12 protein-coding genes are annotated in these 12,974 nt (G+C 61.8%); 9 read left to right on the forward strand and 3 right to left on the reverse strand.

The genetic code is table 11. The features are described from left to right. The first annotated feature begins 21 nt into the window (after positions 1-21). From AB4Y87_RS19695 to AB4Y87_RS19705, 3 genes are read left to right on the forward strand one after another with little or no spacing between them, the layout of a single operon-like run. Complete coding sequence (locus AB4Y87_RS19695; protein ID WP_216926073.1) at positions 22-939, forward strand: sugar phosphate isomerase/epimerase family protein; 918 nt, start codon at positions 22-24, stop codon at positions 937-939. A 41-nt stretch (positions 940-980) separates the two neighbouring features. Next, a complete protein-coding gene (locus AB4Y87_RS19700) occupies positions 981-1,994 on the forward strand; it encodes a Gfo/Idh/MocA family protein (RefSeq protein WP_442005965.1) in 1,014 nt (337 codons plus the stop codon). Between the two features lie 9 nt (positions 1,995-2,003). Continuing rightward, positions 2,004-2,876: a sugar phosphate isomerase/epimerase family protein gene (locus AB4Y87_RS19705; RefSeq protein ID WP_442005966.1), complete on the forward strand. Its 873-nt coding sequence runs from the start codon at positions 2,004-2,006 to the stop codon at positions 2,874-2,876. A 70-nt stretch (positions 2,877-2,946) separates the two neighbouring features. Here the strand turns inward: AB4Y87_RS19705 and iolB are convergent, their stop codons facing one another. Beyond that, positions 2,947-3,840 carry a 5-deoxy-glucuronate isomerase gene (iolB, locus tag AB4Y87_RS19710; RefSeq protein WP_442005967.1) on the reverse strand — a complete coding sequence of 298 codons (894 nt, stop codon included), beginning with the start codon at positions 3,838-3,840 and terminating at the stop codon, positions 2,947-2,949. 17 nt (positions 3,841-3,857) lie between these two features. Next, positions 3,858-4,598 (reverse strand): GntR family transcriptional regulator, encoded by a 741-nt coding sequence (locus AB4Y87_RS19715; protein WP_442005968.1) that lies wholly within the window; start codon positions 4,596-4,598, stop codon positions 3,858-3,860. A 308-nt stretch (positions 4,599-4,906) separates the two neighbouring features. On the opposite strand from AB4Y87_RS19715, the gene AB4Y87_RS19720 reads away from it, so the two are divergent. The 3 genes from AB4Y87_RS19720 to AB4Y87_RS19730 all read left to right on the forward strand — a co-directional run bounded on the left by AB4Y87_RS19720 (position 4,907) and on the right by AB4Y87_RS19730 (position 7,964). Next, positions 4,907-5,902 carry a substrate-binding domain-containing protein gene (locus tag AB4Y87_RS19720; protein WP_431118628.1) on the forward strand — a complete coding sequence of 332 codons (996 nt, stop codon included), beginning with the start codon at positions 4,907-4,909 and terminating at the stop codon, positions 5,900-5,902. 64 nt (positions 5,903-5,966) lie between these two features. Further along, positions 5,967-7,025 (forward strand): ABC transporter permease, encoded by a 1,059-nt coding sequence (locus AB4Y87_RS19725; RefSeq protein WP_442005969.1) that lies wholly within the window; start codon positions 5,967-5,969, stop codon positions 7,023-7,025. A 12-nt stretch (positions 7,026-7,037) separates the two neighbouring features. After that, a complete protein-coding gene (locus AB4Y87_RS19730) occupies positions 7,038-7,964 on the forward strand; it encodes an ATP-binding cassette domain-containing protein (protein WP_442005970.1) in 927 nt (308 codons plus the stop codon). Between the two features lie 94 nt (positions 7,965-8,058). Here the strand turns inward: AB4Y87_RS19730 and AB4Y87_RS19735 are convergent, their stop codons facing one another. Next, positions 8,059-9,060 (reverse strand): LacI family DNA-binding transcriptional regulator, encoded by a 1,002-nt coding sequence (locus tag AB4Y87_RS19735; RefSeq protein WP_442005971.1) that lies wholly within the window; start codon positions 9,058-9,060, stop codon positions 8,059-8,061. Between the two features lie 157 nt (positions 9,061-9,217). On the opposite strand from AB4Y87_RS19735, the gene AB4Y87_RS19740 reads away from it, so the two are divergent. The 3 genes from AB4Y87_RS19740 (at position 9,218) to AB4Y87_RS19750 (ending at position 12,537) form a co-directional block, all read left to right on the forward strand. Continuing rightward, a complete protein-coding gene (locus tag AB4Y87_RS19740; protein WP_442005972.1) occupies positions 9,218-10,402 on the forward strand; it encodes a Gfo/Idh/MocA family protein in 1,185 nt (394 codons plus the stop codon). After that, complete coding sequence (locus AB4Y87_RS19745) at positions 10,399-11,430, forward strand: sugar phosphate isomerase/epimerase family protein (RefSeq protein ID WP_442005973.1); 1,032 nt, start codon at positions 10,399-10,401, stop codon at positions 11,428-11,430. Before AB4Y87_RS19740 ends, AB4Y87_RS19745 begins: the two co-directional genes overlap by 4 nt. A gap of 84 nt (positions 11,431-11,514) precedes the next feature. Then, positions 11,515-12,537, forward strand: a complete 1,023-nt coding sequence (locus AB4Y87_RS19750) for a Gfo/Idh/MocA family oxidoreductase (RefSeq protein ID WP_442005977.1) — start codon at positions 11,515-11,517, stop codon at positions 12,535-12,537. The last annotated feature ends 437 nt before the right edge of the window (positions 12,538-12,974 follow it).

Raw genomic sequence — 12,974 nt, forward strand, 5'->3', positions numbered from 1 at the left:
CCGAAGAAAGACACTGCTGTCATGACTGACGTCGAGAACAAGCTCATCATCGGCACCGCCCCCGACTCCTGGGGCGTGTGGTTTGCCGATGACCCCCAGCAGACTCCGTGGGAACGGTTCCTGGATGAGGTTGCTGAATCCGGCTACAAATGGATTGAACTGGGTCCCTACGGCTACCTGCCGAACGACCCCACCCGCTTGGCGGAAGAGCTCAAGCAGCGCGACCTCAAGGTCACTGCCGGAACGGTGTTCACGGCATTCCACCGGGGTGCCAAGCAGTACGACGAAGCCTGGGAGCCGGCACGCAAGGTGGCCGAACTGACTGCGGCCATGGGTGGCGAACACATTGTGGTTATCCCCGCGATGTGGCGGGACGACGTCACGGGCGAGGCCGTAGAGAATGGCGAACTGACCGACGAACAGTGGGCTGATCTCTTCGCGGGCCACAACCGGATGGGCAAGGTCCTGTTGGAGGACTTTGGTCTGCACCAGCAGTTCCACTCCCACGCTGACTCCCACGTTGGCGCGCAGCAGGACATCGAAACCCTCTTGGCGGCAACGGATCCCCAGTACCTGAACCTTTGCTTGGACACGGGCCATGCGGAATACTGTGGCGCTTCCAGCCTGGAGCTCATCAAGAATTACCCGGACCGCATCGGCTACCTGCACCTCAAGCAGATCAACCCCGAGATCCTGGCCGAGGTCAACGAGAAGAACATGACCTGGGCTGCGGCGAACCTGGCCGGCGTCATGACCGAACCGCCGAACGGCCTCCCGGACCTGCGCGCGGTCATCGAAGCTGTGGAGGGCCTCAACCGGCCGATCTTTGGCATCGTGGAGCAGGACATGTACCCGGTAGCGTTCGATGTGCCGATGCCCATCGCCAAGCGAACCCGGAACTATCTGCTCTCCTGCGGATCCCGCACACGGGTCCAGTAGCGCGGTCCAGTAACAAACCGAACCTCACGAAGGATAGAAAAGTGACAAAGATTCTCCGCGTTGCCGTCATCGGCGCAGGCCGCATGGGTGCGGACCACATCAAGCGCCTCAGCACCCGCATCCACGGCGCTGAAGTAGCCGCCGTCGTCGATGTTGACCTYGCCCGTGCGCAGGCTGCCGTTGAAGGAATCGACGGCGCCGTGGCGCTGTCCAGTGCCGATGAGGCGCTGAACAATGGTGACGTCAACGCCGTCCTGATCGCCACGCCGGGCTTCCTGCACGAGGAAATCCTGTACAAGGCGTTGGAGAAGGACTTCCCGATTCTCTGTGAGAAGCCGCTCACGCCGGATGCAGAGAGCGCGTGGAAGGTTGTCCAGGCTGAGCTGGCTTTGGGCCACAAGCGCATCCAGGTGGGTTTCATGCGCCGCTTTGATGCCGAGTACTCGGCACTGGGTTCGATCATCCGCAACAGTGAATTGGGGGAGCTGTTGATGTTGCACCACCAGCACCGCAACCCCAGCACACCTGAAGGCTTCACCAACGAGATGCTGATCAACGACTCCGTGGTCCACGAGTTCGATGCCATCCGTTACTTCACCGGCGAAGAAATCACGTCGGTGCAGGTCCGTCTGGGGAAGCCTACGCGCAACGCCCCGAATGGCCAGCACGACCCCCAGCATGTGCTGCTTGAAACTGAATCCGGCGTGTTGGCCGACGTCGAGATTTACGTCAACGCCAAGTTCGGCTACCAGGTGGCCACTCAGGCGTCCTTCGAGGACGGCATTGTGAGCATCGGCGGGGACAGCGGCCCTTACATCCAGTCGGCTGGCAAGTGGGGCGGCAGCGTCACTCCGGGCTTCGAGGAGCGCTTCGGAGCAGCGTACGACGTCGAGGTACAAGCTTGGGTTGATGCCGCCCTTCGCGGCGACATCGGTGGTCCCACCGCCTGGGACGGTTATGCCACCGCTGCCTGCTGCGAGGCCGGCGTCGAGGCCCAGAAGTCGGGCGAAAAGGTCAAGGTCCAGTTGAACACCAAGCCGGATCTCTACAAGTAAGGGACTGTTATGAAGATCGCCCTTGATCCCACTCCGTTCCACCACAGCCATACGCTGCTGGAGTTCCCGCGCGTGGCAGCTGATCTCGGCTACAAGTACTTGCAGATGACCCCGCATGCGGACCTCATCCCGTTCTTCAACCACCCCAAGGCTGATGACGAGCTTGTGGCCAAGTTGAAGGCCGCGTGTAAGGACGCCGGCGTCGAAATCGCCTCGGTCCTGCCCGTCCTGCGGTGGTCTGGACCCGATGAGGACGCCCGGGAAGCTGCGGTCCGCTACTGGAAGCGGGCCATCCAGATCGCCGTCGATCTCGGGGTCCAGACCATGAACACTGAGTTCAGTGGCCGTCCGGAGAAGGCCGAGGAGTCTGAACGCGCGTTCTACCGCTCCATGGAGGAACTCCTGCCGATCATCGAGCGCGAAGACATCGATGTGCTCATTGATCCCCATCCGGACGACTTTGTGGAGGACGGACTGGCCGCGCTGCGCGTGATCCGAGGCGTGAACTCCCCGAACATCGGCATGGTCTACGTGGCTTCGCACTCTTTCCATATGGGCAACAAGCCGTTGGAGATTATGCGTGCGGCCGGCGACAAGCTCCGCCTGGTGCACGTGTCAGACACCATGAACCACCACGCCTCACACGGCCTCCGGTACATCACCAACCCTCCGGGCAACGCTGTGCGCGTCCACCAGCACCTCAAGATCGGTGACGGGGATGTGAACTGGGACGAGTTCTTCGGCGGCCTGAAGGAGATCGGGTTCCTGGACAAGGAGAACACCGTCATGGTCTCTTCGGTGTTCGCAGAGGACGAGAATGCCGAGGACGTTTCCCGGTACCAGCTCAAGACGATGAACGACTACATCGCAGGAACAAAATAGGTAGCTTGTGTACGGCTAAGGCCCCCTGGATATCATCCAGGGGGCCTTGGCTTTGCAAAAGGTCGGAAGGTTAGGCGCCGAACGGGAGCCTTGGGTCCACGTCCTGGCCGTCCCAGGTCTGGCGGATCCAGCCGTGGTGGGGGTCATCGCTGATGAGCCAGTCGCGCACGCGTCCGGGGCCTGCCATGACGTTCAGGTAGTAGAGGTCATAACCCGGAGCTGCCATGGCAGGTCCATGCCAGCCGTAGGGGACCAGGACTACGTCACCGGTGCGGACCTCAGCCGAAACATCGATGGGCCGGTCATCGGAGGCGTAGACGCGGGCGTAGCCGACGGCGTCTGAGTTTTCCGGGGCGGGCGAACCTTCAGCGACGCGCGTTTCGAAGTAGTAGATCTCCTCCAGGCTGGTCTCGCGTTCCTTCTCCTCATCGTGCTTGTGGGGAGGGTAGGAGGACCAATTGCCGGCAGGGGTGATGACCTCGCAAACAATGAAGCGATCAGCTTCCAGCGCGGCCGGGGTGCCGAAGTTGTGGACCTGCCGGGAGCAGTTGCCCGCCCCACGCAGCTCTACGGGGGTCTCGGCTGCCGTGATCAGGCGGATTGGGTACTCGGCCTTCGCCGGTGCGGTCGCGACTGCCACCCTGCCGCCGTCGTGCGAGCTGATGGTGACGGCCTTATTGATACCTGTGTACAGGACGTCACTTGGCCCGTGGAAAACTGAAGGCCGGCCCGCGAGGCTGTACTCGCCGTCGTCGACCGTGACGGTAAACGAGCCGCTCAACGGAACCACAATGCGTTCTTCCGCAGCGGCAGGAAGCTCGACGGCGGCACCAGGCACGAGCGTCGCAACCTTCAGTCCCGTATGGGCCCAGCCGTCGATCGCGAGAGTGGAATCGGAAGTGCCGAGCGAGATGTCCCACTTGCCGTCAGTGGCGGTTCCCAGCGGGTAGACCCAGTTGGCCATAAGTATGTGTCCTTGCGTTAGCGCTGTACGAGTGTCATTTCAAAGCTGTAGGAATCGGCGCGGTAGACGTGGTGGCCCGTTTCAACCATGCGTCCCGTGTCGTCCACCGCGGTGCGCTCCATGGTCACAAGCGCCGAACCTACTTCGGCTTCGAGGAGCGGAGCCTGGTAGTCGTTGGCGATCATGGCGCCGATACGCTGGGACGCCAACCGGAAATTCACGCCGCCGCGGCGAAGGATGGAATACAGTCCCTCGCTGGAGAGCTGGGCTTCATCCATGCTGGTGATGTCGTCACGCACCCAGTTCTCCATGAGCGCCAGGGGCTTGCCGCCAACTTTGCGCAGGCGGGTGAAGTGGTAGACCTTTGACCCGGGCGGCAGCTGAAGTGCCGTGAGGGTGGCGGCGTCGGCCTCCACGTGGGAGAAGCTGAGCACATCCGTGGTGGGTTTCTTGCCGTTATTGCTCAGGTCATCGTAAAGGCTGGAGAGCTCCAGCGGCCGCCGGACCTGGCTTGAAACAACCTGCGTGCCAACGCCGCGTTTGCGGACCAGGAGGCCGGAGCGGACCAGTTCGTCCATGGCCTTTCGCATAGTGGGGCGGGACAGGTTCAGCTGCGCTGCAAGGTCGATTTCGTTGTCCAACCTGCTGCCCGGTTCCAGGACGCCGCTGTGGATGGCGGCTTCGATTCCCTGGACCACTTGGTGATAGAGCGGCACCGGGGACGAACGGTCGATGCTGAGGCTGAGTTGGTTCGCCACGGGATTCTCCTAGCCTGCGGAAGCCCGGCCGGGGAAGCAGTATCCCGGCCGGATGGATGAGTATGTCCGCCCATGTTCTCTTGATAGGACATACTGCCTTTTTCTGATAATAGCAGCCGGGCTGTGCTGGTCAAGGAAGTGACTTCCGCCCACGCTGCGGCGTCATCTACTCGAGGAACTTACGTAAAAACATCCTAATGTCAGGACAAACTATTGACAAAGTGTGAGACGAGTCACCATGATCGAGGTAGCAGGCGATCCGGGCACGAGTCCCCGGACGTCCGAAGCTGACATCAAAGGAGATAACGGTGGCAAAATTCTCGTGGCGCAAAGCGGCGGTCGTCGCAGCAGTGGTTCCATTGGTGGCCCTGAGCGCCTGTTCGAGCCAGGGCGGCAAACCGGCTGATTCCGGGGGAGGTGCAGCTGCCGGACAAGCAGCCAGCACGGCACGCATCAAGGTGGCCCTCATTACGCACGCAGCGGCGGGTGACACCTTCTGGGATATTGTCCGCAAGGGCGCAGAGGAAGCATCAAGCAAGGACAACGTAGAACTCCTGTACACCAGCGATCCCGAAGCCGGGCGCCAGGCGCAGCTTGTTCAGCAGGCCATCGACCAGAAGGTGGACGGCATTGCTGTCACCCTGGCAACTCCGGACGCCTTGAAGGATGTGCTGAAGAAGGCAACCGATGCAGGTATCCCCGTGGTGAGCCTCAACGCGGGTGAATCCGTGTCCAGCCAGCTGGGCGCTTTCACGCACTTCGGATCCAACGAAAAGCTCGCAGGCGAGGCGGTTGGCACGCGGCTCGCTGCAGAAGGATACAAGCACCCCGTTTGCGTTATTCAGCAGCAGGGCCACGTGGGCCTGGAAGCTCGCTGCGCCGGCGTGAAGGCCAAGGTCCCGGCAACGGAAATCCTCTACGTTGATGGCAAGGACATGACTGCGGTCCAGTCAACGGCCACAGCGAAACTCCAGGCGGCCAAAGATGCTGATGTGATCATCGGTCTCGGTGCCCCCATCACCCTCACCCTGCTCAAGTCAGTTACTGACGCCGGCAGTTCGGCCAAGGTGGCCAGCTTCGACCTCAATGCCGATCTCGCCCAGAAGATCGTAGACGGCCAAGTGATCTTCACCGTTGACCAGCAGCCATGGCTTCAGGGCTACATGTCAGTTGATGCCCTGTGGCAGGCAAAGCGCGGTGGCTTCAAGATTGGCGGCGGCCAGCCTGTGCTGACCGGCCCGACCCTCGTGGACAAGGCCAACGCCGCCGATGTCCTCAAGTTCGCCCAGCAGGGCGTCCGCTAGATCCAGGCATTCGGCTGCGCGGCGGGGAACCGCCGCGCAGCCTGACCAACAAGGAGTCATTCCTATGGCAAATACAACAACTCTGCCGCCGGCGGGGGCTTCTGCCCCTGGCGACGAACGGGTCGGACGCCGTAGTCCGGTCCAAAAGTTCCTGGCGAGGCCCGAGGTCGGTGCACTGGTCGGAGCAGTTGTCCTTTTCATCTTCTTCGCGTCTGTTTCCCAGACGTTTACGCAGCCGAACGCGCTCGCTACGGTGCTCTACGGTTCCTCAACCATTGGCATCATGGCGGTAGGGGTTTCCCTGCTGATGATCGGCGGTGAGTTCGACCTTTCCACAGGTGTGGCCGTGATTTCTTCCGCCCTGACCGCCTCTCTCTTCAGCTGGAACTTCTCAACGAATGCATGGGTTGGTGTCACGCTGGCACTGGTTGTCTCCTTGGGCATTGGATTCATCAACGGCTGGATTCTCGTCAAGACCAAACTTCCGAGCTTCATCGTCACCCTGGCGACCTTCCTCATGCTGACGGGCCTGAACCTGGCACTGACCCGCCTCATCGGCGGCAGTGTCTCCTCGCCGTCGATCTCCAAGCTGGACGGGTTCGAATCGGCACGAGCGGTATTCGCGTCCTCCATCAGCATCGGCGGCGTGGAAGTCAAGATCACCGTGTTCTTCTGGATCATCCTTGTGGCAGTGGCCTCGTGGATCCTGTTGCGCACGCGCGTTGGCAACTGGATCTTCGCAGTGGGCGGTGACGCCAATGCTGCCCGCGCAGTTGGCGTCCCGGTGACCAAGACCAAGATCGGCCTCTTTATGGCCGTTGGTTTCTGCGGCTGGATCCTGGGCATGCACAACCTCTTTGCCTTCGATGCCGTGCAGTCCGGTGAAGGTGTTGGCAACGAGTTCCTCTACATCATTGCTGCCGTCATCGGTGGTTGCCTCCTGACAGGCGGCTACGGCTCGGCGGTGGGTGGCGCTATCGGTGCCTTCATCTTTGGCATGGCCAACAAGGGCATCGTGTACGCACAATGGAATCCGGACTGGTTCAAGTTCTTCCTGGGCTTGATGCTCCTCCTGGCCACCATCGTGAACCTGATCGTCAAGCGCCGGGCAGAGCTCAAGTAAGGGGCCGGAACAATGAACGCACAACAGATCGACCAGCAGACACTGCTGAAAAACGAGAAGGACCCGTTGACGCACACACCCGTGCACCTGCTTTCGCTCGAGGGAGTAGGCAAGCACTACGGCAACATCATCGCCCTGCGCGATGTAACCATGGCTGTGGACAATGGCCGGGTCACCTGCGTCCTGGGCGACAATGGCGCCGGCAAGTCAACGCTGATCAAGATCATCGCAGGCCTGCACCAGCACGACGAAGGCACCTTGCACGTGATGGGCGATGCCAGAAAGTTCAATTCGCCCAGGGACGCCCTCGACGCCGGTATCGCCACTGTCTATCAGGACCTGGCCGTGGTCCCGCTGATGCCCATCTGGCGTAACTTCTTCCTTGGCTCGGAACTGATCAGCGGATTCGGTCCGTTCAAGAGCATGGATGTCCAGAAGATGAAGGACATCACGCTGAAGGCGCTGGCCGAGATGGGCATCGACCTCCGTGACGTTGACCAGCCCATCGGCCAGCTCTCCGGCGGCGAGCGCCAGTGTGTCGCCATTGCCCGGGCCGTGTACTTCGGCGCGAAGGTGCTGATCCTGGATGAGCCAACAGCCGCACTTGGCGTGAAGCAGTCCGGTGTGGTGCTTCGGTACATCCTGCAGGCCCGCGACCGTGGTCTCGGCGTAATCTTCATTACCCACAACCCGCACCACGCCTTCCCTGTGGGTGACCGCTTCCTGCTGCTCAAGCGCGGCAAGTCGATCGGCTACTACGACAAGAAGGACATCACCTTGGATGAGCTGACGGCCCAAATGGCCGGCGGTGCAGAGCTCGCGGAGTTGGCCCATGAGCTGGAGCAGCTCGGCGGGCACTCCGATGCGCTCGAGGAGGTTAAGGCTGAAGTGGCGGGTGTGGCTGACGCTGCACCGGAGGGTGCCACGAAGCGGCACTAGGCTTGGTCGGCTGTCTTCTGCCCGGAGCGCCTGATGGCTCCGGGCAGAGTCGTTTCGAGTACCTCTAGTGAGCGGCCCCCTGCAGCGTCCGCCTCTACCGAACCGCCGATGTCGTGCCGCGGAGTACCAGCGTCGGCTCGATGAGCTTCCGCTCTGGCTCCAACGTCGGATCCTCGATGCGGGCCAGCAGCCTGCGTGCTGCATCTACGCCAACAAGATCGCTTCGGTTATCGATGGATGTGAGGTCCAGGAAGCGCGACTTAGCTAACGGGGAATTGTCGTACCCGATCACCGAAATATCGTTGGGCACGGAAAGCCCACGGGCTTTGATGGCGGCGAAAGCGCCCAGCGCCATGGTGTCGTTGGCGGCGAAGATGGCGGTAGTGCCGGGATGGTGGTCCAGTAGCCAGCAAGCGGCTCCGTACCCGTCTTCTTCAGATGTTCCTTCAGTCTCACCGATGACGACTTCGACGCCGGCAGCCTCCAGCGCGCTTTGGTAACCGGCACGCCGGTGTGCTGACGCGCCGTCGGACCCCGAAAGGTGGCCGATGCGGCTGTGGCCCAACCCCAGCAGGTGGTCCGCTGCCATGCTGCCCCCGCGGTCGTCGTCGTTGGTTATCAGGTCCGCGCCTGTCGGGACGCCGTTCCGCCATCCGGCAACCACGATGGGGACCCACGTTCCGGCGAGCATTGGTTCGCTGGGCTCGGCGGCCAGGACCAAAGCGTCCACGTGCATGGCCAGCAGGCCGTCGGTGGCTTCCTTGATGCGGTTCGCGCCAGGCCTGGAGTCCGCGAGCATGACGTGGTAGCCAAGATCCGAAAGGACGGATTCCATACCCCGGAGGAGATCGACGAACCAGGGGTTGCGGTAATCGTCGATGACCAGGCCGATGCTCTTGGTGCGGTGGCTGGCAAGAGTGGTGGCAGCCCGGCTTGGCCGGTAGCCCAAATCGTGTATCGCCTTTTGGACGGCCTGCCTACGCTTTTCGCTGATCCTCGCCGGATCCTTGAGGAACAAGGAAACCAACGACGGCGAGACTCCGGCCTGGGTAGCGACGTCGTAGAGGGTGGGGCGTCGGGTCTGTGCGTTGTTCAACGGAATCGGTGTGCCTTTCGTGTCTGTCCTTGAGGATAGTCGCTCTAGGATTGACAGGACATATAGACGTAGTTACGATCGAGCCCAGTGCAAAATTGTAGCGCTACAGAATGCCGTTCATGCCTCATGGCACGGCGAAATTTCAAAGGAGAAATCAATGGCTGAAAGCCTCGGCGTCGCCGTCATCGGTGCAGGGATGGCGGGCAAAGCCCATGCTGCCGCATATCGCACGGCATCTGCCCTCTACAGCCCGGTACTGCCGCAGCTCCGCCTCGTCTCGATCGGCGACGTGAATGCAGAATTTGGTTCCCTGGCTGCTCGACGCTTCGGCTACGAGCGCAACGACACGTCCTGGCAGGCAATCGCCGAGGCCGATGACATTGACGTGGTGAGCGTGGTCATCGCCAACTCCCTCCACCGCGAAGTCGTGGAAGGCTTGCTCGCCGCCGGCAAGCACGTGCTGTGCGAGAAGCCGCTCAGCGATACCCTGGCCGATGCCCGCGCCATGGCAGACGCCGCCCGGCAAGCAGAGGCACATGGAACGCTTGCCCGCATCGGCTTCACCTTTCGCCGGACTCCGGGCATCGCCTACATCCGTGACCTGATCCAGAACGGCGTTCTCGGGAACGTCCTGCACTTCAGTGGCCGGTACTGGACCGACTACGGCTTCAGCCCCTCGGCTCCCATGAGCTGGAGATACAAGGGCGGGCCCGGCTCCGGTGCGCTGGCCGACGTCGGAAGTCACCTGACGTACGTATCCGAATTCCTGTGCGGCGACATCAAGTCCATCAGCGGTGGCCGGCTCGCCACGGCGATTGCCAAGCGCCCTCTTCCGCTGAGTGCCGTGATGGGTCACGATCACGTGGCCGTCAGCGACACGTTCGAAGCGGTGGAGAATGACGACTACGCAGCATTCAACGCAGAGTTCACCAACGGCGCCGGAAGCTTCGAGGTCTCCCGCGTTGCAGCCGGCCACGCCAACAGCCTCCAGTTCGAGGTCTTCTGCGAGAACGGCGCGGCCAAGTTCGATCAGCGCCGCCCGTCTGAAATCCAACTGTTCCTCAATGACGGCTCAGGTAACGAGAACGGTTACCGCCAAGTCATCCTCGGCCCGGGTCACCCTTATATCTCCGGCGGACTCGCCATGGACGCCCCGGAAGTTGGCTTTGGCCAGAACGACGCATTCGGCTATCAGGCCCGCGCGTTCCTCGAAGAAGTTGCCGGACTCAGCGCAGAAGCATCCTTGCCCCGTTGCGCCTTCGATGAAGGCGTCCGCAACATGGAACTACTCAATGCAGTCACCGAATCCAGCCTGAGCAACGGAAAGAAGATCACGCTATGAAGCTCGGCGTCTACAACTCGATCCTGCACGACCGCCCGCTTCCCGAAGCGCTGAAGGTCATCGCTGATCTTGGCCTCACGGGCATCGAGATCAACACTGGCGGGTTCCTGCCCGCCGTGCACGTCCCCACCTTTGACCAGATTCTGAAGAGCGACGCAGCGCGCGACGACTATCTGGCGATCTTCGAGGGCACCGGCGTTTCCATCGCTGGCCTGAACTGCAACGGCAACCCGCTGCATCCCAAGCGCGAAATCGGTGAGAAGCATGCCGAAGACATCCGCCGCTCCATTCGCCTGGCCCATCGACTCGGACAGAACCGGGTTGTCACCATGTCCGGCCTGCCCGGTGGCGAGCCTCGAGCGAGCACCGTCAACTGGGTAGTCAACGCCTGGAACTCCGCGGCCCTGGACGTGCTGGATTACCAGTGGGATGTGGCCGCTGCGTTCTGGAGGGAAACGGACCGCCTTGCTGCTGATCACGGCGTCAAGGTGGCGCTGGAACTGCACCCGCAGAACCTCGTCTTCAACACCGCTGATGTCTACAAACTCATCGAGCTCACCGGTGCCACCCATGTTGGTGTCGAACTCGATGCTTCCCACCTGTTCTGGCAGCAGATGGACCCCGTTGCTGTGGTTCGCRAACTTGGCCCACTGGTGTTCCAGGCAGCTGCGAAGGACGTCCGCGTGAACAAGGAAAACGCTGCGCTGTACGGAGTTTTGGACAACAGCTTCCGACGGCTTTCACCCGAGGAAAACCGCACCAACCTGGGCGGAGACGAGTGGGCCAACGAATGGCCCAAGAACTCGGCCTGGGACTTCGTTGCCTTGGGCCGTGGACACGATACGGCCTTTTGGACAGAGTTCCTCCGGGCGCTCCATGAGGTTGATCCCAACATGCTGGTGAACATCGAACACGAAGACGTTTCCCTGGGTCGCATTGAAGGACTTGAGGTGGCGGCTCAGGTCCTTAAGGATGCTGACGCGGCACTGGAAGCGTCACTGAACGCTTCTACCGCTAGTGCCATTTGACAGGACAAACTGACAAGGTTTAGTGTCGCCTCAAGAATCCCTCTTAAGACTCAACTTCTGCTGCACTGACGGAGACAGATAATGATGAAGCAAGTGACCCTCGGCCTTGTGGGTGTCGGCCGGATCGGTGTAATGCACGCCAAGAACATCAGTGCGCTCAACCAGGTCCTGAACCCGGAGGGGGTCCAGGTCCAACTCAAGCTGACCGATGTTGCCGGCGAACACGCCCGTTCCGTGGCCGCTGAATGTGGAGCGGAATTCCTGGGTTCAGTGGCGGAGCTGATCTCCTCGGGTGTGGATGGACTGGTGATCGCCACCGGCACGGCGACACACCCGGACCTCATCCGCGCCGGTGTGGATGCTGGGATTCCCGTGTTCTGCGAGAAGCCGGTGGCTGTGAATGTCGCCCAGTCCCTGCCGGTCCTTGAGTACATCCGGGAGAAGGGTGGAACCGTGCAGATCGGCCACCAACGCCGCTTCGACGCCGGCTACCTGGAAGCCAAGCGGGCCTACGAAGCCGGAGAATTGGGCTGGATCCACTCCGTCCGTGCCCTCACATGCGACATGACACCGCCGCCGGTCCAATTCCTGGCAACCTCGGGCGGCCTGTTCCGGGACTGTTCCGTGCACGATTTCGACATCCTTCGCTGGCTCACGGGCAAGGAAATCGTGGAGGTCTACGCCAAGGGCTCCAACAATGGCGACCCCGCAATCGGTGAGGTGGGCGACGTCGATACCGCCCTGGCGGTAGTAACGTTCGACGACGGCACGGTAGGCACGGTCTCAGCCAGCCGTTACAACGGGGCCGGGCACGATGTCCGCCTGGAACTCCAGGGCTCTGACGGCTCCATTGTGGTTGGCATGGATGAACAGATGGCTGTCCGTTCGGCTGAGCCAGGGGTTGCCTTCCCCTCCGGCAACTCCCACAAGACCTTTGCCGAGCGCTTCGACCAGGCGTACCGCTCTGAGATGGCTGCGTTTGTGGAATTGGTCCTCGGGGAACGAAAGAATCCGTGCACCCCCGAGGACGCCGTCGCCGCTTCCAAGGTGGCCGACGCCGCCCAGGAATCCCTCGAAACAGGCGTCCCCGTCCGCGTCGCCCCCTGATCTTCTCTCACTTCCTGCGCCATTTTTCCTGATCTTCTCTCACTTCCTGCGGGATTGCCGGCGTTCCTCTCTCCCTTGCTTCAGGAAAGCCACGACGCCGGCGCTTGACCTGACTGCCGACGTCGGGGTCGGCCGCGCGGGTAGGTGAGAGAGGATCGGGCGAAAGGGGCCTCGATGTGAGAGAGGATCGGGCGGGTAGCTGCTCTCAAGGTGGCCGACGCCGCCCAGGAATCCCTGGAAACCGGCGTTCCCGTTTCCCGTCCGCGTCGCCCCCTGATCTTCTCTCACATCCTGCGGCTTTTTCCCCGATTGCGCTCGTCAAGTTTTTGAGACAGTTCTCGTTGTTGTTGGTTAGGCGGCCAGGGGTTCCTGGGCGCTGGTGTGGTGGTTTGCGTGGGCTGTGGCTGGTGGGACGCCGCCGGCGCGGCGGTTTGGTC

Origin of the sequence: Paenarthrobacter sp. RAF54_2 (genome assembly GCF_052113945.1) — a bacterium.
Classification (GTDB): domain Bacteria; phylum Actinomycetota; class Actinomycetes; order Actinomycetales; family Micrococcaceae; genus Arthrobacter.